Source organism: Zooshikella ganghwensis DSM 15267 (genome assembly GCF_000428585.1).
Lineage (GTDB): Bacteria > Pseudomonadota > Gammaproteobacteria > Pseudomonadales > Zooshikellaceae > Zooshikella > Zooshikella ganghwensis.
Genome location: NZ_AUAF01000067.1, coordinates 1 through 24,953, shown reverse-complemented (window position 1 = coordinate 24,953; position 24,953 = coordinate 1). Strand labels below are relative to the sequence as shown.

General features: G+C 39.0%; 18 protein-coding genes. 7 read left to right on the top strand and 11 right to left on the bottom strand.

What is annotated here, in order from left to right; genetic code table 11:
- From F607_RS36070 to F607_RS29890, 10 genes are all read right to left on the bottom strand, one after another.
- The coding region (locus F607_RS36070) for a transposase (RefSeq protein ID WP_169719757.1) at positions 1-163 on the bottom strand (163 nt) is incomplete at its 3' end.
- 366 nt (positions 164-529) lie between these two features.
- Positions 530-910, bottom strand: coding sequence for a hypothetical protein (locus F607_RS0114810; protein ID WP_051311511.1), 381 nt, complete (start codon positions 908-910; stop codon positions 530-532).
- A gap of 71 nt (positions 911-981) precedes the next feature.
- Positions 982-1,890 (bottom strand): substrate-binding domain-containing protein, encoded by a 909-nt coding sequence (locus tag F607_RS0114805; protein ID WP_027708712.1) that lies wholly within the window; start codon positions 1,888-1,890, stop codon positions 982-984.
- Positions 1,891-1,998: 108 nt separating this feature from the next.
- Positions 1,999-2,730, bottom strand: coding sequence for a glutamine amidotransferase-related protein (locus F607_RS0114800; protein ID WP_027708711.1), 732 nt, complete (start codon positions 2,728-2,730; stop codon positions 1,999-2,001).
- Positions 2,731-2,749: 19 nt separating this feature from the next.
- On the bottom strand, positions 2,750-3,949 hold the full coding sequence (locus F607_RS0114795) for an iron-containing alcohol dehydrogenase (RefSeq protein ID WP_027708710.1): 1,200 nt from the start codon (positions 3,947-3,949) through the stop codon (positions 2,750-2,752).
- Positions 3,950-3,953: 4 nt separating this feature from the next.
- Positions 3,954-5,348, bottom strand: a complete 1,395-nt coding sequence (locus F607_RS0114790) for an aldehyde dehydrogenase family protein (RefSeq protein ID WP_027708709.1) — start codon at positions 5,346-5,348, stop codon at positions 3,954-3,956.
- A 74-nt stretch (positions 5,349-5,422) separates the two neighbouring features.
- On the bottom strand, positions 5,423-6,775 hold the full coding sequence (locus F607_RS0114785; protein ID WP_027708708.1) for a glutamine synthetase family protein: 1,353 nt from the start codon (positions 6,773-6,775) through the stop codon (positions 5,423-5,425).
- A 244-nt stretch (positions 6,776-7,019) separates the two neighbouring features.
- Positions 7,020-8,456, bottom strand: coding sequence for an ethanolamine permease (gene eat, locus F607_RS0114780; RefSeq protein ID WP_027708707.1), 1,437 nt, complete (start codon positions 8,454-8,456; stop codon positions 7,020-7,022).
- Between the two features lie 315 nt (positions 8,457-8,771).
- Positions 8,772-9,701: an endo alpha-1,4 polygalactosaminidase gene (locus tag F607_RS0114775; protein WP_051311510.1), complete on the bottom strand. Its 930-nt coding sequence runs from the start codon at positions 9,699-9,701 to the stop codon at positions 8,772-8,774.
- A 378-nt stretch (positions 9,702-10,079) separates the two neighbouring features.
- Positions 10,080-11,870 carry a GspE/PulE family protein gene (locus tag F607_RS29890; RefSeq protein WP_027708705.1) on the bottom strand — a complete coding sequence of 597 codons (1,791 nt, stop codon included), beginning with the start codon at positions 11,868-11,870 and terminating at the stop codon, positions 10,080-10,082.
- Positions 11,871-12,477: 607 nt separating this feature from the next.
- On the opposite strand from F607_RS29890, the gene F607_RS0114765 reads away from it, so the two are divergent.
- The 4 genes from F607_RS0114765 (at position 12,478) to F607_RS0114755 (ending at position 15,650) form a co-directional block, all read left to right on the top strand.
- Positions 12,478-13,545 carry a Mut7-C RNAse domain-containing protein gene (locus F607_RS0114765; protein ID WP_051311509.1) on the top strand — a complete coding sequence of 356 codons (1,068 nt, stop codon included), beginning with the start codon at positions 12,478-12,480 and terminating at the stop codon, positions 13,543-13,545.
- A gap of 701 nt (positions 13,546-14,246) precedes the next feature.
- Positions 14,247-14,453: a hypothetical protein gene (locus F607_RS0114760; protein WP_027708703.1), complete on the top strand. Its 207-nt coding sequence runs from the start codon at positions 14,247-14,249 to the stop codon at positions 14,451-14,453.
- A 5-nt stretch (positions 14,454-14,458) separates the two neighbouring features.
- A complete protein-coding gene (locus F607_RS34135; protein ID WP_157365483.1) occupies positions 14,459-14,668 on the top strand; it encodes a hypothetical protein in 210 nt (69 codons plus the stop codon).
- A 391-nt stretch (positions 14,669-15,059) separates the two neighbouring features.
- A complete protein-coding gene (locus F607_RS0114755) occupies positions 15,060-15,650 on the top strand; it encodes a hypothetical protein (RefSeq protein ID WP_027708702.1) in 591 nt (196 codons plus the stop codon).
- Positions 15,651-15,686: 36 nt separating this feature from the next.
- Here the strand turns inward: F607_RS0114755 and F607_RS0114750 are convergent, their stop codons facing one another.
- The gene (locus F607_RS0114750) at positions 15,687-16,463 is read right to left on the bottom strand and encodes a M48 family metallopeptidase (RefSeq protein ID WP_084611260.1); all 777 of its coding nucleotides are present in this window, start codon (positions 16,461-16,463) and stop codon (positions 15,687-15,689) included.
- Between the two features lie 47 nt (positions 16,464-16,510).
- On the opposite strand from F607_RS0114750, the gene F607_RS0114745 reads away from it, so the two are divergent.
- From F607_RS0114745 to F607_RS0114735, 3 genes are all read left to right on the top strand, one after another.
- The gene (locus tag F607_RS0114745) at positions 16,511-18,337 is read left to right on the top strand and encodes an ankyrin repeat domain-containing protein (RefSeq protein WP_027708700.1); all 1,827 of its coding nucleotides are present in this window, start codon (positions 16,511-16,513) and stop codon (positions 18,335-18,337) included.
- Positions 18,338-18,917: 580 nt separating this feature from the next.
- Positions 18,918-24,707, top strand: a complete 5,790-nt coding sequence (locus F607_RS0114740; RefSeq protein WP_027708699.1) for an RHS repeat domain-containing protein — start codon at positions 18,918-18,920, stop codon at positions 24,705-24,707.
- A gap of 61 nt (positions 24,708-24,768) precedes the next feature.
- Positions 24,769-24,953: transposase (locus tag F607_RS0114735; protein ID WP_027708241.1), on the top strand; the 185-nt coding region annotated here is incomplete at its 3' end.

Below are 24,953 nucleotides of genomic sequence, written 5' to 3'. Positions count from 1 at the left end.
CTAGGCAGCGATAACGTTTTCGGGCAATTTGCTTTTGATGATTACCATTGCCTTCTACTTGTTGAGACTGGCAGTGAGGGCAGCTGACGCCATCAGGCCAACGTCTCTGACGAATAAACTGGTAGCATTGCTCATCATTTACCAGTTGTTTGATATTGATCATTCTTTGCTTATTACTGACTTAATTTACCCAAATAGACGTGCATAATACATCTTTGGTTGTATTATATGCTACCCCCTAGGAATCCATATAGAGCCTAAAATAATATCCAAATACTCACTGTGATATACACTGAGCAGTACATAAAAAACAATTGGTTGCAGGCTAGCTTATTAGGCTAAAAAAGAAAGGAATAACCTGTTAGGAAGGGTTTTTCTTAATGTTAGCCTGCAAGTAGTAAGTTAGGGTTAGTTACAATCATATTTCCTCCTGTCATATCAATATATTAAAGCCAAATCATAAGTGGTCACGAAGTATACAGTTAATGTAATAAACTGACAAGGTTGGCCTCAGCCTTTGATTAATCGTTTATTCCTCTACTTTAGTTAGCATTACTCCATCAACCACCATTTGCCAGATGCCATCTACCTGCCTTGGTGGAGTAGATACCTCAAACCGGGTCGTTAAAAATAACAAACCAACCTCAAAGTCATCTTCTATAAACTCTGTAATTGGACCATTAACTGATGTTGTCACTCCATTTTTCCATCGTTTATAGGCCACAGTTCCATCACGAGCAATGAAAAGCCGCATCTCTTCACTTTGCCATTCACCAACATAGTCTAATTTATTTTCAGGAACGGGTTTGCCACATCCAGATAGTAAAAAAACCAAACATGATAATATAATAAAGTGGTGTATAAAGTTTTTTATTATGGCTGCCAGAGTCACGACATTTAACCTTTTCATATTGCTCTCCACCCCCCTCATTATTGATTTTTCTCTTTCTAGCCCCCAAATATTTATTAATTATTAACACTCTACTCTTTTGGCATAAGGTCTTTGGCTGTGATAACTTTTATTGGTAAAAATATTTTTTTCTTTACCTTCTTACCCTTTAATAAATTTATTGCTGTCTTAACACCAAGATACCCCATTTTAAAAGGCTGTTGAACAACCAAGCCTTTGAGTACATTTTTTTTGAGTCCCTCCTCCAAAAACTTATTCGAGTCAAAACCAACAATCAAAGGAATCTTAGCATTCTTCATCTTATAAATTGCCCGTAACACGCCCTCAGTAGTTGCTTCACTTGGTGTAAAGAAAGCATCAATATCATGCTGAGAGCCTAATAACTTAATAGTTTCATGGTAAACAGAGCCTGTGCTAGGACCAAAATAGCCTTCAAAAACAATATTAATTTTTGTATGTTTTTTTATTGCACTAATAAAACCATTTTCTCGAGCTTCAGTCGAAGAATTTCCTTTTCGAAAACGAATGACAGAAATGTTAGCATCTTTGTCAATAAACTGAGCCATAAACGCTGCAGCTTCAACACCAGCTTGATAATTATCTGTTGCAATAAAAGAATCGTAGTCAACATTATTTATTGCTGAATCAATGATAACCAGCTTAATTTTACGATGAATCACTTCCTCTAAAATAGGCTGCAATTCCAAATAATGACTTGGGGCGATAACGATAGCATTAATTAAGTCACTATCAATCATTCGTTTTATATAGCCTGCTTGACTTTGATTCTCCTGCCGTGGTCCAGACCAAACAACATTCGCATCAAGCTCTTCACCCGCAGCTTTCGCGCCCTCTCTAACCTCTTCCCAAAATTTAGTTGCAGTAGACTTAGGTATGACACCGATATTATAAGGTGCAGCCTGTAGAGAGCTAATGAAACTAAATAAAGCAAGCAATAAATAATTATGTATTGTCTGCATATAGCTAGCGTTTATATAAATTGTTTTCTACTGTTAAGCATAGACTAATCTTTACATATACTTTGCTACAAACAACCCCCCAGGTAAGAATGATACTAGGTCCTTCTTCTAATAAGATTTAGTATAGGCTTGACGCTTAAATTCATGAAAAAAATTCAAGATCCAACGCGCACAGACTATGCTGTCATCCTCACTATTAAAGCTAGCTAATGCCTGTTCCATTACCGCTGCAGGAACAACATCTATGCGGCACTCTAGCAAGTCTCTACCATAAGCTTTTGAAAACTCAGGATGACCTTGAATACCCAACATATTCTTTGTAAAGAGCGCCATATAATTGGGGCAAAAAGCACAACCTGCAATATGCGTTGTATCAGATGGTAGGTTAATAACCTGGTCTTGATGACTTGCTACTAAGTTCAAGTTAGATTGTACAGGGTCCATCCATGGCGTTTTTAACACAATATCATTTTGATAAACACCCACTCCCCATCCATTTGGCGATTTTGCTACCTGTCCTCCTAGAGCCTGTGCCATTACTTGATGACCAAAACATATACCTACTACAGGAATATTAGTTTCTGCAATTTGGAGAAAGAATGCTTCCAACAGTCTTATCCAAGGAAGGTTATCATACGCACTATAACGACTGCCTGTCGTAATATATGCATCACAGGCAGTAATATGGTCAGGAAACTCATTATGATGGACCTGAAAAATAGAAAACTCGCAAGGGAAATCAGCTGCAGAAAGTAGTTTTTGAATCATGGCTGGATAGTTGCCATGTTTTCTTAATAATTCAGGCCTTACATCATCACACTGTAAAATTCCCAGCTTCATTTTTATTTATCCCTTATTTTTAATTCAGAATTCCTTTAATTGCATTACTGCATAGTACTTGATAGTCCTCTATTGATAATCGCTTTGGGTTTGTCGAAGCAGAAGGGTCAACATATGCTGCCTTGCTGATAAAAGATAAACAGTGCTCATCCACTCCCACATCCCCAAGTGTATGAGGAATCTCCAGCGATGTTCTTAGACGCAAAATCCAATCAATCAATATTGTTGCAGATGACTGGTTTGGTTGCATTGTAGTTAACTGAAGATAGGCCGTTAAACGCTGAAATAATGTTTCACAGCAGTCAGCATTCATTTGCAGCACATAGGGCATCAAAATCGCATTCAACAATCCATGATGAATATTGTAATAAGCACCTAAGGGATGCGCGAGCGCATGCATTGCTCCCAAGCCAGCTTGGAAAGCAGTCGCCCCCATCATTGAAGCAGACAACATATGCATTCTTGCTGCAAGGTTATCTGGCTGTTGATAACTTAAGATTAAGTTTTCATGAATTAAACGAATACCTTCTAATGCAATACCTTTAGCCATTGGATGGTAACATGGAGCACATAATGCTTCTAAATTATGGGCAAGGGCATCCATTCCCGTCGCAGCAGTTAATTTTGAAGGTAAATAGACTAAAAGCTCTGGATCAAGAATAACCCGTTTTGGCAATAACAGTGGATGAAAAATAATGACTTTTTTCTTCGCCTCTGTATTGGTAATAACCGCAGCCCGTCCTACTTCCGAACCTGTGCCTGCGGTGGTAGGAATAGCAATAATCGGATGAATTTTTGAAGCATCTGCTAATGTCCAGTTATTTCCCACATCCTCCAGCTGCCATAGTGAAATATCGTGTTGATGAGCCATTAATGCAATAGCTTTTGCAATATCTAATGCACTGCCCCCACCAATTACAATGACACCATCATGTCCACCATTGTTAAACTGTTTGATACCTTCAGCAACATGCACTTCATTTGGGTTTCCTAAAAACTGATCAAAAACATTCAAGTCAGAAGACGTATATTTTGTAGAAGTACATTGCGCTATGAGTGACTGAATCTCCACTAGATTTTGTAGTTGAGTGTCCACAACCCACAATGGTTTTTTTATACCTATCTGCTCAATACTAAATGCAAGCTGTTGACGGGAGCCAGGACCAGCAATAACAGAGGTGGGGTAGTTCCAAGTATTTATTTGCAACTCACTAGTCATACCCTTAAGCCTCGACAAGTTTTAGATTATAAGACTTAGGTTGTGTTAGTTGGTCATAGCCAAGAATGGAAAGTGTACAACCACGCCCTGAGTACTTAACCCCCGTCCAGACTAATGCAGGATCAAGGTAGTCACAGCGATTCATAAACACCGTTCCTGTCTCCAATTGTTCACCCAGCGACTTGGCGATATCAACATCCTGTGTATAAATAGCTGCCGTCAATCCATAATCTGAATCATTCATGAGACTAACTGCTTCATTGTCATTATCCACAGTCATAATACCTGCTACAGGGCCAAATGACTCTTCTCTCATTAATGACATAGTGTGGTTAACATTAGTCAGTAACTGAGGCGCTAAATAAGGTGTATCAGGCTTCGATAATGCATATTTAAACTCATCAATTAGTGGGGTTGCTCCACTGGTTACTGCCTCTTTTATTTGTGAACGCACAACAGTCGCAGCTTGTTTGCTGACCATAGGGCCCAGAGTCGTTGCCAATTCATCAGGACGCCCAAGGTTTAATGTTTTTACCCATTGACAGGCTGCATCAATAAAATCATGGTAGACGCCTTTATGTACATAAATGCGCTCAATACCACAACAAGATTGTCCCGCATTGTAAAATACACCATCCATTACCGAAGCAACAGCTGTGGATAAATCAGCATCATCCCTGATATAAACAGGGTCTTTACCGCCTAGCTCAAGCCCAACACCTTTAAAAAGTGGGGCCGCACTATTTGCTACAGAGCGCCCGCCAGCAACTGAGCCTGTAAAGGCCACAAAATTTATGGCTGGATGTTCAATAACTTGCCCACAATCAGCATGTGTTAAATGTAAATACTGAAATACACTTTCAGGAAAACCAGCTTCCAGAAAGATTTCCACTAGCCTTTCTGCACATAAAGGCGTTTGACTTGAGTGCTTAATAATCACAGCATTACCTGCAACAAGTGCAGGAATTAACGTATTAATTGCCGTCAAATAAGGATAGTTCCATGGCGCAATTAAAAACACCACACCCAGTGGTTCTTTCTGAATATAACGAATACGATTATGATTACCCGCAACCTGAATAGGCGCTAGTGCTGACTCTGCAATGCTTAACATATATTCTGCACGCTCTACCACGCCATCAATTTCTCCTCCTGCATGGGCAATAGGACGACCCATTTGCCAGCAGATTTCTCGGGCTAATTGATCTTGTTTGGTCTTAAATAATTCAATTGCTTGTGAGCATAATTGCACTCGTTGTGTGAGTGAAACATTCTTCCAATAGGTGTGAGCTTTTTGCGCTTTTTCCAAAGCTGTCTGTATTTGTTCACCTGTAGAATATTCCCGTTCAACATATATAGAATTATCAACAGGGCTTATGGTTTGAAAATGGGTAGCCATAATGTGCACTCCTTGCTGTGGTAGATATACCCTTCGTCATGGGTATACCTCTCATTTCGGGTATTAATAAAAAGCTAAATGATTTCAAAATACCGGTCTAATTCCCAACTCGATATATGTTTTCTAAACTGTCTGACTTCCCATTCTCGGGTACTGACAAAATGTGATACAAACTCCTCACCGAAAAAGGTTTTCGCTGCAGTGGATGACTTAAACAATTGAGCTGCATCCCATAAGTTATTGGGCAAGGCTAATGACTCCTCCTTTAGTTCATACGCATTTCCCGTTATGGCCGCTGAGGGCTTTTGCTGTTGTTGGATTCCCCATAAACCAGCAGCCACAACCGCTGCCAAGACTAAATAAGGATTGGCATCTGCACCTGGTAAACGGTGTTCGACTCGTTGACTGTATTCATTACCAGGTATCACTCGTAATGCTGTTGTTCGATTTTCCACACCCCATGTCGCATGAGTCGGTGCCCAGTAATCAGGTATAAGCCGACGGTAGCTGTTTATTGTTGGCGCCATTAACGCCGTGAACTCTGGCATGAGCTGCTGTAAACCTGCCACAAAATACTGCTGAATTTCACTCATATGATGAGTTTCATCTGCATCAAAAAACAATGGTTTTCCTGTTTTCTTAGAGCGTAGTGACACATGCAAATGACCACTTTGACCAGGAAATTCAGGGGACCACTTTGCCATAAATGTCGCCATTAATCCCCTACGTTGGGCAAACACTTTTGTGAATGTTTTAAATAATGCTGCTTGATCAGCAGCTTTTAAGCCTTCGGTATATGCTAACGCCGCTTCAATGACACCAGGCCCAGTTTCTGTATGAATACCTTCAATAGGAAACTGCATTGTTTCTGCCAACGATAATAACTCATGATAGAGTTCAGCATGAACAGAATTTCTAATAACGGAGTAACCAAAGTAGTCTGGTGTAAAAGGCTTTAATTCAGCAAATTTTTTATCACGAACAGAGTCTGCATTTTCTGCAAACACAAAAAACTCATATTCAAACGCCGCATAAACATCAATATCCATTTGTTCGGCTTGCTGTAGTACACGCTGTAATACTTGCCGTGGACAAACCTCAGCAGACTTACCCACAAACTGAGTTAGAAACAAAGGTAAGTTATTTTCAAAAGGTATTGAGCGTACTGTTTCAGGTAGAATTTCTAATGACGCATCAGGGTATCCAGTATGCCAGCCAGTATGCTGTACATTATCATAAAGCTGGTCTTTGCTATCCCAACCTAATACGACATCACAAAAATTGAAACCATTTTCCAAGGCATTAATAAATTTTTTCTTACTTAGATATTTCCCTAACATAATGCCATCAATATCAAAAACTCCCACTTTGATATGTGATGCAGGGTGATTATTTATTATCTGTTTTACATTTTTCAAACTATCCATATTACATCCTTGTTAACCTAGATATATTTATATTTTTATTAAGGCATAAGTACAGCGCTGACACCGCTAGTATATAAAAAGTGTATTTTTAAAACGTGTCTAAAGGGTACCTTTAAAAATAGTGATTTTTTTGTAAGAGCAAGGAAGCACTGCACGGAGGACCACAGTGTATAAGTAATACATGAGGATCCGAGTACAGCGCTGACACTGCTATTGCGTAAAAAGTGCATTTTTAGAGCTGCCCTTAAGAATAGATCTGCTTCTCAGCCTTACTCACCACCGCAAACTCCTCTTCAGGTGCTGATGCAACCAGCCGAAAACGGCTATATAAAGCAAAATACAAAATCATAATACCGAAAAATATTGCAGCCCAACATGCAGCAACAATATTAGCAAGAAACGTACTCATAAAAGCCACTATCGCGAGTATTAAAGCAACCCAAGGCGTCACAGCTCCACCGGGTGTCACAAACTTTGACTTTTTAACCGATGATCTTTTTCGCAGCAGCAAGTGGGAAGTGCACATCATAATATAGGATAATGTTGCACCAAATACTGCCATAGTAATTAACAAGTCCCCTTCCCCGGTCAATGATAACAAGAAACCAAATATTCCAGGGATAACTAACGCTAAAACCGGTACTTTTCGACGAGAAGTGAGTGACAAGCTTTTGGGTAAATATCCTGCGCGCGAGAGCGCAAAAATTTGCCTAGAATAACCATAAGTAATCGAGAAAAAACTGGCAATTAAACCAGCTAAACCAGCAATATTTACAAATAGCGCAGCATTTGATGACTCGCCATGCACTTTTTGAATAGCACCAACTAAAGGCGCCGTATGATCTTGCATGCCTGCAGAACCGGCAACACCTGGCACTAAAAACAAGACTAGAAAGGCAATAATAATTAAAATTGTCATCGCATAAATAATACTTTTAGGGATATCTTTGTGAGGCGTATGGGCTTCCTCAGCGGCCAGTGGTACACCTTCTACGGCTAGAAAAAACCAAATTGCAAAAGGTATTGCTTCCCAAATACCTAAAAAGCCATGTGGTAAAAAGAGATTAGCGCCTAACGCGGTCTCATTGACGGGTATATCAAACAGGTTTTGTGCATTAAAGTGTGGTAAAAGACTCACAACCAATACACCAATTGCAATAATAGCCGTTCCTGTAATCACAAACATGATTTTAAATGCTTCACCTACACCCAATAGATGTATACCTATAAAGACGACATAGAAAAGCAGATAGATGATCGGTCCATCAACACCGACCAATGAGTTCATATACCCACCAATAAATACGGCAATTGCCGCAGGTGCAATAGCATATTCCAAAATAATTGCTGTGCCAGTAATATAACCGCCCCAGGGTCCTAAAGCACAGCGAGCAAATCCATAACCACCACCTGCTGTTGGCAGCGAGGATGACATCTCTGCTAGACAAAATACCAACAACAAGTACATAACAGCCATTAAAATGGTCGCAATCAGTAAACCACCAAAACCACCTTGTGCTAGGCCAAAGTTCCACCCAGAAAAATCACCAGAGATAACATAAGATACCCCTAAGAAAGTTAGTAGAAACCAACCAACAGCCCCTTGTTTTAACTGTCGTTTGCTTAAATAATCTTCATCTTTAGTAGAAACTGATGATACACTTGGATCAGTGCTAGCCATGCTGGTATTCATCCTGTTTTTTTATTCTACTCTCTACAGCGAGCAGGTTATTTTTATATTTGCCTTCCTGGCTTCTTAGGTATTTATTGTTATATTTGTAACGGGTACATGAAAGCATTGTCAACAAATTGCTATAAATGATCAATAACTTTATCATATTCCAGCTAATATCTATTGAAGATCAATAGTCAATCTGACAAGGTGCTTTGGAGATTCAAAGAGAGGTGGGATAAAACGCCTACAGCCGAGGACAGTGGTCATTTTGACTGTAGGACAAGCTTTTATACCATTCGTTTTGGGTATGTTAAATATACATTACTTGCAGGTTACAACACCTTTTCCATCAATGCTTGTACTTTTTTTCCATAAAGAAGCAATATTCTGGCTTTTAAAGTAGGGACATGCTGTGTTTAGATATTTTGCTTTACTTAACCCATCAGAACCACCATATTCTTGACTAAACACTGCTTTATTTTTTTTTAAAAAAGTAGATTCATACTGCACACATTCATTATCATATACAAAGCATTGTTCATTGACAGCAAAATCAAAATAATCAACAAGCTCTTCAACTTGTTGCATATCATTCTTTAAAGCAATAGCCAGTTGATATTTGTGAGCTGTACCAGCAAGCCATTTATTATACTTCAACTGATCTTCATATTTGATATAGCCTTTAGTTTCAGAGGTATTTTCAAAACCATCGACATTATCAGGCTCAACAGCATCACAACCTGAATCTTTAGCAAGTTTAATTCGGTCCTCCATGATACTTTTTATTGTTACCAATGCATTAGTATTACCAATATTTAGCCAGGTTTCGTCGGGCCAGTCGTCCATGTCACCATCGGGAATCAACGTTTCTTTAGTAAACCGCTTTGCATCGCTTCGCCACTTCTCATAAGTACCTGCACTAAAATAGCATATAACTTTTTTTCCTTTGTCCTTAAATTGATTAATCTTACTATTTTGACCACCTTCACTGCCATCAAACAGATCAATGTCGACAACCTCAGCTTTGATATCAGTAGACATCGTATCACTGTTCTCAAGTTGCCACCACCAGGTTAAGCCAGGCTTTGGTTGCCACCACGTTTTCGTCGGTTTGCCGACAATATCATCGTATGAGTCTGTAATAATAACCGCATCTGAGTCATCATATGCTTGATTAGATTGCGCAGTACAGACTGTGGATATCATACAAATGATTAACCCACTGTATATTTTTTGCTTGTAGCACTTCATACCCAACCCTCAGTGTTCACTTTTTTGACTTTCACCATGCTGGTGAATCATCAAATACAATATTTTTTAAACATATATAATAAATTAGCTATAGTTTTTATTAATTTTTTTTAACCCTGCACATAACATCAAAAAAACATGCTAATAACACTATAACCTTGTCCCATTTATAACGTAAATCATATCGAAATATTCTTAAGATATATATGATAACTAATTCATATAACATTATTTGGAAGGAAAAACTGGGAATAGAATCAATGATGAATAGTAGAAATTATGTTTAATGTGCTGCGCTGAGCACTCATTTGTAGGCTGGTTATTCGATACATAAGAGATTTATATAACAGTTATTTAGGGCCTGTTAACAGGCCCGAATTAAACCCTCTTAAATAGTGGCGCTTGATAAATAGCCTCATCTAATGATGTATAACCCTGTTGAGCTTTAAAGAGGGCATCATGGAACATACTGCGCATACCATGTTGATGGGCATAGTAATAAACATCCAACCCTGTATTACCATTTAAGATCATATCTCTGATCCGGTCGTCAATTTCTAATACTTCGAAACAGCCCACTCGTCCAATATAGCCTCTATGATTACAATGCTCACAACCTCTAGCACGAAAATAATTATTTGCCCCCAGATCGTCTCGGGCTAACCCTAGTCTTTGCAGTCGCTCTTCTGATAACTCATCAATCACCTTACAGTGCGGACACAGTAAACGCAGTAACCGTTGAGCTACTATGACACGAAGCACATCAGAAAGTACTGATGCATCAACACCTAATGATAGTAACCGAGGAATAGCAAATGCAGAACATGTTGCATGCAATGTAGAAAAGATTAAGTGCCCTGTTGAAGCAGAAGTAACCGCTACATGGGCAGATTCCCTATCCAAAATTTCCCCTAAAAGAATGACATCGGGGTCTTGCCTAAGGACATCTGCAAACGCTTCAACAAAGTTATATTTTTTATTCACATCCACATGAATTTGGCTTACACCACTGATTTGATATTCTATAGGTGACTCCATAGTAATAATCGAACAAAAATCTCTGTTTAAAAAGTCTAAAGCACCGTAAATGGTTGTCGTTTTACCACTGCCTGTAGGCCCTACATTTAAAATTAATCCCTGACTCGATTTTAGTGCTTTTATAAATGTCTGATACTCCTTAGGGGGAATACCCAAATCATTCAACTCTAATACCCTACGATTCTTATCTAAAATACGCATGGCAATCCGTTCACCATGTATTGTCGGCACAGTGGATAATCGTATATCAACACCTGCATCCACAATATTCTGATAAGTAAAACTACCATCCTGAGCAAAAGTACTCATTGTAGAACGAAGATTACCCATAACTTTAATACGATTGAATAATCTATTTTGGATTATTTTCGGTAAATACCACTGGGTAGCTAAAATACCATCCTTACGTAAACGCACTTTGATTGCATCTTCAAAAGCTTCAAAATGTATGTCACTGGCCCCCATATAGATTGCATAGTCAATAATTTGCTGTATCAACATGGAGACACCCACCTCACCTTCTGCAGGCATCTCAGCTTTATTTGTAAAAAGTGTAATCTCTCGCTTTAATGCCTTACCTAAAGGCTCAGTCCAAATACTGACTTCTGGTTTAATATCTTTACGGCCCTCTACCTCATCAATGGCATCTTGGATAACATCATTAAAGTTTTTACCTTCCATGTATGAGTAGTGTCGAACAACTGCACGAAGTATCGTTTTAAAGTAACAAACAAAGCGCTTAACGGGATATCCAGCTTTCTTTTCTATCTGATCAACTAACGCTTTATCCGTAGGGTTCGACATTGCAATAAAGAGCGTATTCTCTTCTAGCCGAAAAGGAAAAATGACATATTGAAGAACCAATTCATTAGGTAATAGCGATAATACTTCTTCTGGAATGTTTATTCTATTTATTTCATAAAGAGGATCTATAACGGGAAACCCTGTCACTTCAGATAATATTTTATTTAATTGGTCAACAGATAACAGATTTAAATCATAAAGAACTTCATAGATTAAATTATCAGAATAACTTGTTATTATTTTTGCTTGAACAAGCTTCTGCGGTGGAATCAGATTTTTTTCCAGAATATAGTCTACTACTGCACGCTCAAGTTCTTCGTTTGTCATGCTATATCCTTACTGCTACACAGGTACCGATCACTTATGTATACCCTTCACGAATGATTTCTAGGTTTTGTTATCTTCACTCCTCACCCCAATCACCTATTAATATAGGTTCATGGGGCTTCGTCACTCGATGGCCGCACCTAAAAACCATTCGTATTGGGTATATCTTTCACTGCAGCTATATCTTAAACACGTCAGCAATATGAATGATAGAATTGATTGACAAAAAAGATGGCAATAATTTGCTTTTTAAAAAGTAACAATCATAACAAAATGCAATAAACATTTCTTAAACAAATGTTCCATATCAATTATGATTTTTTCATAACACCCCTTCTCAGTTGATCAAGCTAAGATACACACCAATACTTGCCTTCCCCTACAATATTGGTATTATTGGCAGCGGTATTGCCATATGCCTTCTCCCCACAAGAAAAGAGCCATCGCTCATGGTTAACCGCTCATCATATACCCACAGCGAAGGGTATATTGGGAGCATGACATTATTAGTAACGCTATCAAGTATGTGACTATCTGCAGTGTGGGGCATAACAGTGGTCGTTAACATTTTCGATAGCTCATTGTACTAATGATGTAGGACATCCCCATGACCAAGCAACTATTTATAGCACCTCACACCCTGAAGAAACAGGCTAAAACCCTCATCCATTACTGGCCACAAACAATAAAAACAACACGCGCCTACCAATTGCTTTGCAATCTCTATGGGTACAGCTCACTACACCAGTATCAAAAACAAACAAAACATGTGGTGATTAATCATTATCAATCACAAGAAAACGCAGAGTATATAGCGGAACAGTTCTCTAGTCTCGCGAATCAACTTAGTCATCTTGGTGATATTAGCTTCGCTGATGCCAAAGTTGTTTTGTATAAAATATGGCCAAAATATATCAGCAATAAAACTTACAGCGCATCGCCAAAAGAACATCAGTGTACTTTCTTCATTAACGGGGAGTTAACTGACTTTGTTCAGCAACCAAAAATAAACTACGCTTTTGATCGCTTTCCTGCAATCAAAGACTCAATTGAAGCAATTGGTATACCCCATCCCGAAGTTGGAGCGCTCTATGTTAATAATCAACTCCAACCATTTACTTATCAACTCAATAACAATGATGTTATTACACTTTATCCAGTAAGAGATGTTTTAAATCAACATCAAGCAACAAACTTACCAGTAAAACCGATCAGTCACCCTCACTTTATTTTAGATGTTCATTTAGGCCGACTATGCAACTATTTACGTATGTTGGGATTTGATACACTTTATTGGAATCATGACTTAGGTGATGCAAAACTTGCTGCCTTAGCAGAAAAAGAACAACGAATTATGCTATCTCGTGACTTAGGTCTTTTAAAGCGAAGTAATATTAAGTTTGGTCGATGGTTACGAAACCGCAAACCTTTATTACAGCTTAAAGAAGTCTCAACACTTTATAACCTAAAACAATATATAGAACCTTTTAGCTTATGCATTCGTTGTAACAGTAAAATTACCAGTGTCGATAAAACGAACGTTAAACACCTTGTACCTGCTGATGTTTATACAAGTTTTACCACCTTTAATCAGTGCTCTCATTGCCAACAAATTTACTGGCATGGAAGTCATGTTGATAAAATGAAAACTATTATTCACATGCTTGAATATTAGGGCCTGTTAACACTATTTTAATATCACTGTTATGGGGGTAAAAGCACTAATCTAGGCGCGAAGCGTGAAGTTTAGTGTTTCTAAATGAACAATGAGCAACAACGAGTAGTGCTTTTACCATCATAACCCTTCGGGCCGTGATTATTTTTCCACCTAGCAGCGTTACAAGTCACTTATGTAGAATGACTACACGGCATTCCTTATGCCTTGCCAGGTGGAAAAATAGTCTACGGCAGTGGTGATTCAAATAGTGTTAACAGGCCCTAAGTAATATCCAATATTTTATTCAATTTTCTGAAAAAAATATACGTATAATTACATAGTTACTGACATCTAACAGGGTACAAAATTGTTCCTATACTTATACCCACAGAGATGAAAATATACACTTCGCGAATCAATTTTAGGGTTTGTTGTCAGCGATCTTGACTACCAAGGATGGTGGGAATGCAGTTTATGCATAATGACATGGATGTCATATAGTAGAGCAATGCAGGCGCTATTGCCGAGGAGCATTTAACTGCCACCACAGTCACTTATTTCTATAAGCTCCTGTGGCTTCATCACTTGACGACCGCTACTAAAAATCCTTCGCTTTGAGTATATAACCTCTGAATGTTGTATTTTATATCCAAAGCAAACGGCATACTCACCTCTAATGGGGTGTTTATCCAAAAAGGCCACATCATGAGGATACAGTTATGACAGGATACAGTAAGGAAAAAGCTGACCGTCTAATTAAGAAACATGAAGATGCCGCATCAAGATTTGAAAAGGAGGCAAGAGAGGCAGAGGAAAGTGAAACTTTTCAAACCTCTCACTCAAATGATCTTAGAAAAAAAGCCAAAGCAGAAAGGAATAAAGCTGATAATCTACGACACTTGAAAAAACACTGGGGTGACGATTAATCACTATGAAACAAATCAATTGTCATTACTGTGGTGGTACAGGCATGATTAGTCGTTCAGAGCCGTGTCCTTATTGTAGAAGCTCAAACACCAAGCTTAAGGGAAGTTACTGCCCACACTGCCATGCAAACCTCGCGATTGATGAGCCTCATAGGCCTCATTGCCCCAATACGACACATCATCCACTAAACCGGCTTTACTCTAGTTGGTATTGAGTCAGTAAGGGCTACTGTAATTGTAAGCAACCTAGTTTAGCTTATCAGTTACAAAGTAGCCCTTCATACTGAACATATTAACCTCTTGCATCGACTCTATACTCCCACCACTCCATTACAACACCATATTCATATAGCACTTTGCATTTCTCACAGAATTCAGTAGGATTGCACAACTTTTTGTTTGTGAGCTATATCATGGTGTTTCCTTCTTTTGATAAATGTTGGTTATATTGAAAATAGTATAACATTCACTTGAGTGATAACTACTGTGTAAAAATACTACCCTCTCTTTCAATAGTAATAACCTTCAAAATTCAAATAGTAGATTTAACCCCTTACCCGAAAATAGCTAATTATTTGTTAATAATGATGTATGTAGGTTGTATGGATGAAAAAAATTAGTTTAATCCTTATCGTACTAGCATTAGTTGGTTGTCAAGGAAACGTTAAAAGACAAGCTTTTGATAGTAACTCAGTTAATAACAGCTTGTTGGAAGAAGAGTGTTTTAAGTTATCAAGAGTAGCTTATATTTTTTCTTACGAAAAAGAAAAAGGCATGTCAAAGGAAGATATACTTGTTCAGCTTTCCACAAAGACAAGAAATTATAAATTTACTCGAGAAGTAATGAGTGAGCTCTTTGATTCTAATAAAGAGTCAGTCGATCCTGATAGTTATGCTAAGCACTACTACACAAGGTGTCTAGCAAAAAATAATATCCAACTAAAGCAAGCAAACCGGCTATCTGGCTGTACAGCACTCACTGGAGATGTTGATTTAATCATTTTTCTAAAGAAAAAGAATCGTACTCAACAAGCAACAATAGAGTCTTACACTTCCATACTGACTAAGTATGGCAACGAAAACCTTATTCCTCTATATAAAGCAATGATCAATAAAATCTATAGTATCGATAATAAATACTTATCAAAATATCCGCACTATGCTTTTCACCAGTGTTTAAGCTATAAACGGCAGTAGAAAGAAACTTCTCATTTGAACTTTTGGGCTAGCCAGCTAAGAAGCAGTTAGATTCTTAATAGCCAAATAAGCATTATTAATACGCTCTTGAGTAGCAGGGTGACTTGAGAATAAAGGATGCTTGAAAAAAGACTGAGATTTCTCAGGTTCATTAAGTTGCGTTATCTCAACATTCAAAAGAAGTTTCAGTAATTCAGGCAAAGCATGAGGATTGAACCCAGCTTGCTGAAGAAGCTGAACAGAGTAAATATCTGCTTCAGCTTCTTGAAGACGAGACTGCTGTAAAATAAGTAAGTTTGAAAAAGTATCTGCTGTTTGGGTTTCTTTTTCAGAAAGGTTATTGTAAAAGTCAGAATTAAAGAGTTGCCGGTAGTATTGCTCCTGCTCATAAACATGTTTGAGCTTAATATGAGCAATTTCATGACTAAGCAATGCAGCTTTCAGAGGAGTTGTCTCTAAGAGCTTGTATAAGTTTTTAGAGATATAGATGATGCCATTAGGCAAGGGGTGAGCATTAAAGGAATCGTCATCTATGATAATGACATGTAAGGAAGTAGTAAGCTTAGCTTGTTGAGCTAGATCTTTTGCTAACTGATTGAGCTTTAACTCTTCCAGCTCAAACTGCTTTGGATCGTGATGCGTTAATAGAACTTGAGTAAAAAACGCTACTTCAGCTGCTACTTTATCATTAGTCAGTTGATCCGTAACGTTAGTGCCGACAGACTGTTGAGTACAGCCAGCGACACTAGCCAAGAAAATTAATGGAACACTCCATTTGAGTATTCTTTCGTAACAGTTAAAGTTTATCGCCATTATCTACTAATCATTCATAGTTTGCGTGCATAGCGCTGGATAATATCATGTTTCATGGTTACCTTAATAGAAGCAAAGGTCTAACTTGCTTACTTTTATGTCTTATTACTGTTGGTTGTACAACACCAACCGTTATTAAATACACTTCATTCAGTGATTCATCATTCCCTACCAGACCTACTGCTAAATGGAAAGATGCTACAGTTGAACAAGTAATAAAAGAAGATTATTTACTCATTGGTCATCTCGACTATCAAAAAAAAATACGCATCTGTTATACCGATAATTATTGTCGAAGGGTAGCTGAACAAAGCTATCAGCGTGAAGATATTTTGCAAGAGGCTGCTAAAAAAGGAGGAGATATAGTTACTGTATTATACGAAGATACACAACTTGAGAAAGTCTCTGAATCTTACTGTTCAAGTTACTATACTTCGACCTATGTAGATGCCGATGGCAACACCCATTACATGACTACATGCTCTTCTTATTATACTCAAACAGGTTACTTAGAAAAAAAATTAGTCAAAGCACTAGTATGGCACTACGATCCTGCTCTATCAAAAAGCAAAAGTAATATTATTGCAACCCAAAAAGCATTGGAATTTTTTCAGAATAGCAATAAGAAGGAAAATAAAACAAAGTCTGAAGATATTGTAGACAAAAGCCTTCAACGTAACCATATACAACATGAAGTAGCAGTAATAAAAGATAAACAAATATTGCATCGTTTCTTTGCTACTTCACCAAATCAAATTGAGCGATTGGTTAACCATGAAAACTTGGCAAATTGGAAAAGCACCGATGGCAGAAACTTGCTGAGCTACTCTATATTGTCTGAAGAGTATGCTTATATTGCCCCCTTATTAAAACTAAATATCTCTTGCTCTAATGTTGATGAGTATGGCTATACAGCATGGGACTATGCACAAATAAAGCTTAAGCTTTCTACACTTAAAAAGATGTATAACTCAAAACAGTGTGGCGTACCTGATTTATTTCTGGTTTTATACAATAATGACTTAAATGTTTTAAAGTGGGCTTTAAACAACTGGAGTTATAACATTAACAAACTAGAAGATGGTATTACGCCATTAATGACAGCTATAAGAGAAGGAAATCAAAATGCAACGCTATTTTTAATAAAAAAAGGTGCCAACATATCTCAAGCAGGCTCAAGCGGTATAACTCCCCTTATGGTTGCCATTTATACAGGAAATAAGGAGCTGATGTCACTATTATTAAAACGTGGTGCTAATCTATCCACAAAAGATAATAAAGGTAATACTGCACTACATATTGCAGCAGCTGGAGGACACCTACCCATAGTGAAAACTCTCTACCGAAAAGGGTTTATGGCAACCGAAACAAACAATGAAGGACAAACGCCTTTCCAGTTAGCTGTACTGTATGACCAGCAAAATGTGATAGATTACTTTTTCCTCAAAGACATATTAAACTCACTGAGCTACGATAATATGGCTGATGTGTTAGCTACTGCCATTTATAAAGATAATGCACCATTGGTAAAGTCAATATTAAGTGAAATACTTTCTAGAGAAGATAATGAAAAACTATATACTGAAATAGTTCATATATTCTACGAAAGAACACTAGAGCTAGGTGGAGAAAAAACTATAAAGATGCTAGTAAACAAAACTGGTGCAGGTTTGAATGAAGCTCTTTCAGATGGAAAAACACCGCTAATGATTGCAGTGAGTAACAATAACCTTGAAGCTATTAGCACTTTACTCCAACTAGGAAGCAATCCTAGTATCAAAGATAGCAATGGAATGACGGCGCTAATGCAAGCAACTAGAGATGGTAGACAAGAAGTCGTAAAGTTAATGAGGCATCATAATGTTGCTGAATAATTAATTATCATCTCAACTTTATCACAAGCTATTACTCCCACAGTAGAAGACCATCCTTGGTCTCTACTGCTTACAGGGTACCCGGCACCTGTTATACAACTCAATTCAAGTACAGTCTTCCCTTCTTGCTACACATCACTCACTTTTTAAGTGTGCACCTATTGTTCATCAATTGAAGGCTATAACTTCCAAAGGTTTGCGAGCTTTTTCCCCCATACAAGCCTTGATGGACTGATTCACGATATCCTCAACGGCCATTATGTAGACTTTATATATAGATGCATTAAAACATAGCTTTAAAGGGATATTTATATTCAATTGCCCTGCTATTGCTTATGTTACAAAACTTTACAAAAAACAAGTAAACGATTTTGACGTTTTTAAGGATATAGATATTAAAGACGTCAACTTTTGTACACTGTCTAAATTTTACTCTTACTCATTACTTAAGCCGATTGTATTCAGGATCCGGTAATAAATTTTCTTTTTCAGTAAGCATCACTTCTTTAAGCATTAGTCGACGTAAAGATTTCATCATTTATACGAATAGCAGCGTATAAATATAGGAGTAGATTGACTTATGGTCGCAGTTGTCAGTGGTTACGGGCTGGGTTTGTTTAATACCACAACGGTAGGTTTGGGAAACAAAGCTGAGTTTGGGCAAGGCAAAGAGTCCATCAAAATTAATGCGGTTACGGGTAACCTCATTCTTCAACAAAAAGACGATGCATTAATTAGTCAAGGTATTGATGCTCACTTATTAAGAACCTATAACAGTCAAGGGTTACTCAATGATGCCAATGGCGATAATTTTCGCTTTGGCTTTAACCAGCAACTACTCGGTTTAACGGGTGAAATCAACCAGCCAAACAGTACTATCCAGCGTATAAGTGCAGATGGTGCTACCACAACCTATACCTACAATACCCAACAACAGTGTTATATCAGTACTGACGGTAGTGGTGCTCATGATAAACTTGAGTATTTAGGTGACAATCGCTGGCGTTGGACTGAAGGCTCAAGCTTAATTACTGAAACCTATCACTGGCAAAATAACCAGGGCCGATTAATTACTCGTTCAGACCGGCAAGGTTTCAAGATACAGCTTGAATATCAGCACGATAAAGTAGTCGCTCTTAGGGATGAACAAGGACAAGCCCTCTCTATTGAGTACACTGGCAATAATGTCTCTGCAATCCATCACTCATCCGCAGGTCATTCATCGGTAAAAACACGCTATCACTATGATCAACTCAATCGACTCACTTCCGTCATTGTTGATCTGACGGCAGAAGATAACAGCATAACGGATAATCATGTTTATAAAACACAATATCAATACGACGGTGACAGTCGTCGTATAGCTCATATTAAACAAAGTGACGGTACAGCGCTGACTATAAACTATCAGCAAGGGAGTGATGGCCAATTTCGTGTCAGTCAAATCACTAAGGGTAAAGGCAGTCAAGCAGTCACTACTCGCTACGTGTATGACCTTAATGCCCGTAAAACAGATATTATTCAGGTCAATAATGCCACCTCAGGTACAGGCCCTACCTACAGCCTCTGGTACGATGAACAGGGTCGCTTAACTCGTACCGCCAACCCCGCTGATGCCCACGGTTTTAGGTTAGAAATTAATTACCAATACGATAATGATGATAATCTGCTAACACAAACCGACAACACTGGACGCATACTTTCGTATACCTATGACCAGTACGGTAATCGCACCACCGAAATTGATGCGGAACAAAATAAAATAACGCGTACTTTTAATTCCGCTCAACAAAAAATCAGCGAAACCATTTACCCTAAAGGCAATACACAACAGGGCGTGAGTCAATACTGGGTTTATGATGAAAAACAACGCGTCAGTTTTCATATTAACGCAGAAGGCTCTCTAGAAGCTTATCAATATCAACGCTGGGGTGATAATCAACTCCAACAGACCACAACGCTTACTTACCTTTCAGCCGTAGTGCCTGTTGAAAACTTTTCCCCCTCAAGTCCACCGAGTAATACCACGATAAAACAGTGGTTAGCGCAGCAAACCTCATTTGGACAAATTAAACGTAAAGATCAGTATTTTGATTTTCGTGGACAGTTGCATAAAGTGGTTCAATCACAGGCCCTCAACCAAAGTGATTTAGCATCCACGCAACCCAATGCGAGCAATATCCTCAATACCACGTATTTTATTTATGATACTTACGGCCAATTAATAAAGTCCGTCGATAGCCGTGGGCAAGCACCCGCAGAAAACCCAACAATACCCACTAACGAAATCCAACTTAATAAAGATAATTTTGAAACCCTGTTTGTTTATGATGGATTAGGCCGGTTATTAGCCTCAACCAATAGCCTGGGTGAAACCACACGCTATCAATATCAAGACCAATTACAACAGGTGTTAAAAACCGCAGCCAATGGCTTACAAACCACTGAACTGTATGATTCTGTGGGTCGTATTATTAACCGCACACAAATTGACTTAAATGCTACAGCAGCCAATAACGCAACACTCACTCATACCTTTCTTTACGATAAACAGAGTCGAAAGATTGCAGAACAAGACCCAAGTGGTGCAATTTCACTGACTTTTTATCACCGTAATGGGCAGCCTGTCGCCACTGTCGATGCGATGGGCTATGTTACTGAGTACTTTTATAACAAGACCGGTAAGCAAGTTGCACAACGACGCTATGCAACGGCACTATCAGTCGATACGTTTGCAGCATTACAGGTCAGAAAGAATGAAGGCACACTTACCGGAATAAAGTCAAATCCCTTCGAATCTATTCGCCCACCACTCAGCGAAAATGATCGAATAACACGACATGTATTTTCTAAAAACAATCAATTACGATTCAGTATTGATGGAGAAGGCGCTGTCACAGAACACCGTTACGACCAAGCGGGCCGAAAAATCCTAACCATTCAACATGCTAAAACTTTAAATACCCCCACAGACTTAAACGCTCAGTCTGATCTTGCCCTAAACATTACTGCAGTTCAGCAACAACTCGGAGAAACGCTGACGGCTGACGACCGTGTTCAACGCTTCTTTTATTCGAAGAGTGGACAACTGTCGGGCATATTAGATGCCGAAGGTTATCTCACTCGTTATGGGTATACGGCAACAGGGGAGCGAAGCTATATCAGCCAACTGGCGTCCCGTGTTTTAAATCCTGAAACAGACATTCATCAGTGGTTAACCTGCTCCCTCAGTGAGCTACAAGTCACACCCAGTGATAAAGACCAACATGCGCTCAATTTTTATAATGCACAGGGTTGGGTCATTGCCACAGTCGATGCAGAAGGCTATCTCACCTTTTTCGCTTACGATGCTGTGGGTAATAAAACCCTTGAGCGCCGTTTAGCAAGCCACCTCACTCATACTGAACAAGCGCGACTTATCAACTGGGCACAAGGTAAACCTGGACGTTTTCAAGCAGGTTCTGATCTACTGTTAGCACTGGTTCAGCAAAAACAAACTGAACAGGACCAGCTCCATAGTTACAAGTACGATGCGGCCAACCGCCTGCGAGAAGAAACCGATGCCCAAGGCAATACCCATCGTTATCAATATAATGCTGCTGGGCAGGTTATCCACACAACCCAAGGCATTATGCTCGCTCAGCAGTATGAGTTACTGACTCAAGCTCGTACCTCGCAGGCAGAATATGATGGCTTTGGTCGACTGATTAAAACCACAGATGCCTTAGGCGCAGAAACCCTAATTCGCTATGACAGTGCAGGTCGCAAAATCCAACAACAGGATGCAGCTGGTCATATTACCCGTTTTTATTATGATCAACGTGGGCGTTTAACGCACACCATTAATGCCTTAGGTGAAGTCTCTGCGGTTATTTACAACACCTTTGATCAAGCAATATCAAGCCGTGTTTACATCACACGACTCACACCAGAACAGCTCACTCAGCTTGAAGGTGGTGTAATTACTTCGGCAGTGGCCACACTGTTTAGCCAGTTAGCGAAAGATAGCGATGCAATAAAGCGTAATCGTTATAATCGACGCGGACAAATCACTGAAAAAATTGATGCCGAAAATAATAGCCAACAACTGAATTATAATGCATTTGGTGAACTTAATAGCATCACTCAAACCATTCGCCAGTCACTCGGCATCACACAAACCCAATATTTAACGTATAACCGGCGCGGGGAAAAAGTAACAACATCAACGTCCGTACTGCAAGGTGATGCATTATTACCCGATATAACCACCCACTATACGTTGGATGCATTTGGGCGCACAACCCAAACAACCAATGCCTTAGGCCATACCACAACCTTTGAGTATGATAGATTGGGTCGCCAACTCAGCATTACCAGCCCTAATCAGTCTACATCACATACATCCTATGATGCCTTTAACCGCGTATTAAACACAACGGACGCACGGGGCAATACAACCGCTTACCAGTATCAGAAAACGACGACAACGAATGCTGAAGGCGTTGAGTTTATCGCAGGCCATCAAGTCATCGTCACCACCCCAACGGGTTTGCAAAAAATTACCGAAAAAAACCTACAGGGTGAAAATGTCCGGATTACAGCACCTGATAACACCACCAGTGAGTTTTTCTATGATAAAGCCGGTAATCTCATTAAAACTGTTGATGCGCTAGGCCAAGAAACCACACAACAGTTTAATCAATTAGGCTGGAAAACTAGTGTCACACAGGCTGATGGGTTAAAAGTTCACTATGAGTATGATGCTGTTGGTCGCCAACTCACACACATTACTGACCCTGATGGTTTAGCCCTCAAAGAGCAGATTCAATACGATGCGTTGGGCAATAAAGTTCAAGTGACTGATGCCAATAATACCCTCACCCAGCATCACTATAACCGTAATGGACAACTGACTAAAATAGTCGTTGACCCAGAGGGCTTAAACCTTATCACCGCTTATGAATACGACAATGCCGGCAATCAAATTCGTATTCAACAAGGCGATGCGAACGGTTGGCAAAGAGTGACTGAGCATCGCTTTAATGGTTATGGTCAACGGGAAGCAACCATTATTGATCCCGATGGATTAAAACTAACCACGCGTTTTTACTATGACGATGCCGGCCAACTGATTAAAAAAATAAATGCTGAAAATCATGCTACACAGTATGTCTATGATAATGTTGGCCGTCTACGTTTTACCATTAATCCCCAAGGTACCGTATCAGAAACGCAGTATGATAATAATGACAATAAAATTGCTGAAATCAATTATAAAAATGCGGTGGATGCCAGCCTTACCTACACCGAACAAAAGCTCACTGCAGCATTAAATTCGAGCGCTGAAGATCAATGGCAGGGTTTAATTTATGATGCTGATAATCGACTTACGTTTAGCATTGATGGTTTAGGTTATTTAACAAAAATTGACTACAATAAAAATAATCAGGTTATTGCCAAGCACATTTATAAAAGTGCTTTCGCCCCCTTTGTTAAGCAAACTAACCTTTCCGTAGCCTATATCGAAAGTCGCATTAATAATGATGATAGCACTCGCAGGATCACTACCGAGCGTGTTATTTACGATGCATTAGGTCAAACCAAGTTTAAGGCTGATGCCAATGGTTGGCTAACAGAGTTTCAATATGATCAAGCAGGCCGTGTTATTGCATCTAAACGCTATAATGTTACTTGGCAACAACTTGAGTTAAATAATGATACGCCAATAAATACGATTAATGAAAAAGTAAGCCAGTGGCAACACACTGCAAAACCAGAAGATATTCATCATGAATCTCACTGGTATGATAATGCAGGACGACGTTTATATACACAAGATACTGCAGGCTATTTAACCGGTTATCGTTTTGATGCATTAGGTCAGGTTGTTGCTAGTTTTAAATATGAAACACCTGCCCCACACTTGCGCCAATCACGTGCAGACATTAACCAAATCACCCAACATTTATCTGCCAACAGCACGATCGCTAAAGCCAATTACCATGTTTATGACACGGCGGGGCGCAAACGTTTTACCGTCAATGATTTAGGCTATGTCACTGAGTATCGCTACAATGCCTTAGGCGAATCCATTACCACACTGCGTTACCCACAACCCATCGCCAAAGAACATGCACAGAATTTAACCGCTATTCGAGAAGGCTTAAAGCAAACGCCAATAGTTGTTCATGGCACTCAACTGCACGAAAAAAGCCGACCTATTCTAGAGTCTGGTTTATCACTGGTTAATGGCACCTATGGACAAACCTGGGAAGCACAAGAAGTCGGCTCAGTTGCGGCCACATCGAACTGGGTTTCCAAAACCATAAAACCGAATCAGCCTTATAAATTAATGGCTCTATATGGATTCCTAGGGGGTAGCATATAATACAACCAAAGATGTATTATGCACGTCTATTTGGGTAAATTAAGTCAGTAATAAGCAAAGAATGATCAATATCAAACAACTGGTAAATGATGAGCAATGCTACCAGTTTATTCGTCAGAGACGTTGGCCTGATGGCGTCAGCTGCCCTCACTGCCAGTCTCAACAAGTAGAAGGCAATGGTAATCATCAAAAGCAAATTGCCCGAAAACGTTATCGCTGCCTAGCGTGTCATCGGGGATTTGATGA

Bases quoted from the DNA above. Each gene is read 5' to 3' on its own strand.
- F607_RS0114775 (WP_051311510.1), bottom strand. From the start codon at position 9,701: ATGAAGTGCTACAAGCAAAAAATATACAGTGGGTTAATCATTTGTATG.
- eat (WP_027708707.1), bottom strand. From the start codon at position 8,456: ATGGCTAGCACTGATCCAAGTGTATCATCAGTTTCTACTAAAGATGAA.
- F607_RS0114760 (WP_027708703.1), top strand. From the start codon at position 14,247: ATGACAGGATACAGTAAGGAAAAAGCTGACCGTCTAATTAAGAAACAT.
- F607_RS0114800 (WP_027708711.1), bottom strand. From the start codon at position 2,730: ATGAAGCTGGGAATTTTACAGTGTGATGATGTAAGGCCTGAATTATTA.
- F607_RS0114805 (WP_027708712.1), bottom strand. From the start codon at position 1,890: ATGCAGACAATACATAATTATTTATTGCTTGCTTTATTTAGTTTCATT.
- F607_RS0114785 (WP_027708708.1), bottom strand. From the start codon at position 6,775: ATGGATAGTTTGAAAAATGTAAAACAGATAATAAATAATCACCCTGCA.
- F607_RS34135 (WP_157365483.1), top strand. From the start codon at position 14,459: ATGAAACAAATCAATTGTCATTACTGTGGTGGTACAGGCATGATTAGT.
- F607_RS0114765 (WP_051311509.1), top strand. From the start codon at position 12,478: ATGACCAAGCAACTATTTATAGCACCTCACACCCTGAAGAAACAGGCT.
- F607_RS0114745 (WP_027708700.1), top strand. From the start codon at position 16,511: ATGTTTCATGGTTACCTTAATAGAAGCAAAGGTCTAACTTGCTTACTT.
- F607_RS0114795 (WP_027708710.1), bottom strand. From the start codon at position 3,949: ATGACTAGTGAGTTGCAAATAAATACTTGGAACTACCCCACCTCTGTT.
- F607_RS0114810 (WP_051311511.1), bottom strand. From the start codon at position 910: ATGAAAAGGTTAAATGTCGTGACTCTGGCAGCCATAATAAAAAACTTT.
- F607_RS0114750 (WP_084611260.1), bottom strand. From the start codon at position 16,463: ATGGCGATAAACTTTAACTGTTACGAAAGAATACTCAAATGGAGTGTT.
- F607_RS0114755 (WP_027708702.1), top strand. From the start codon at position 15,060: ATGAAAAAAATTAGTTTAATCCTTATCGTACTAGCATTAGTTGGTTGT.
- F607_RS0114740 (WP_027708699.1), top strand. From the start codon at position 18,918: ATGGTCGCAGTTGTCAGTGGTTACGGGCTGGGTTTGTTTAATACCACA.
- F607_RS29890 (WP_027708705.1), bottom strand. From the start codon at position 11,870: ATGACAAACGAAGAACTTGAGCGTGCAGTAGTAGACTATATTCTGGAA.
- F607_RS0114790 (WP_027708709.1), bottom strand. From the start codon at position 5,348: ATGGCTACCCATTTTCAAACCATAAGCCCTGTTGATAATTCTATATAT.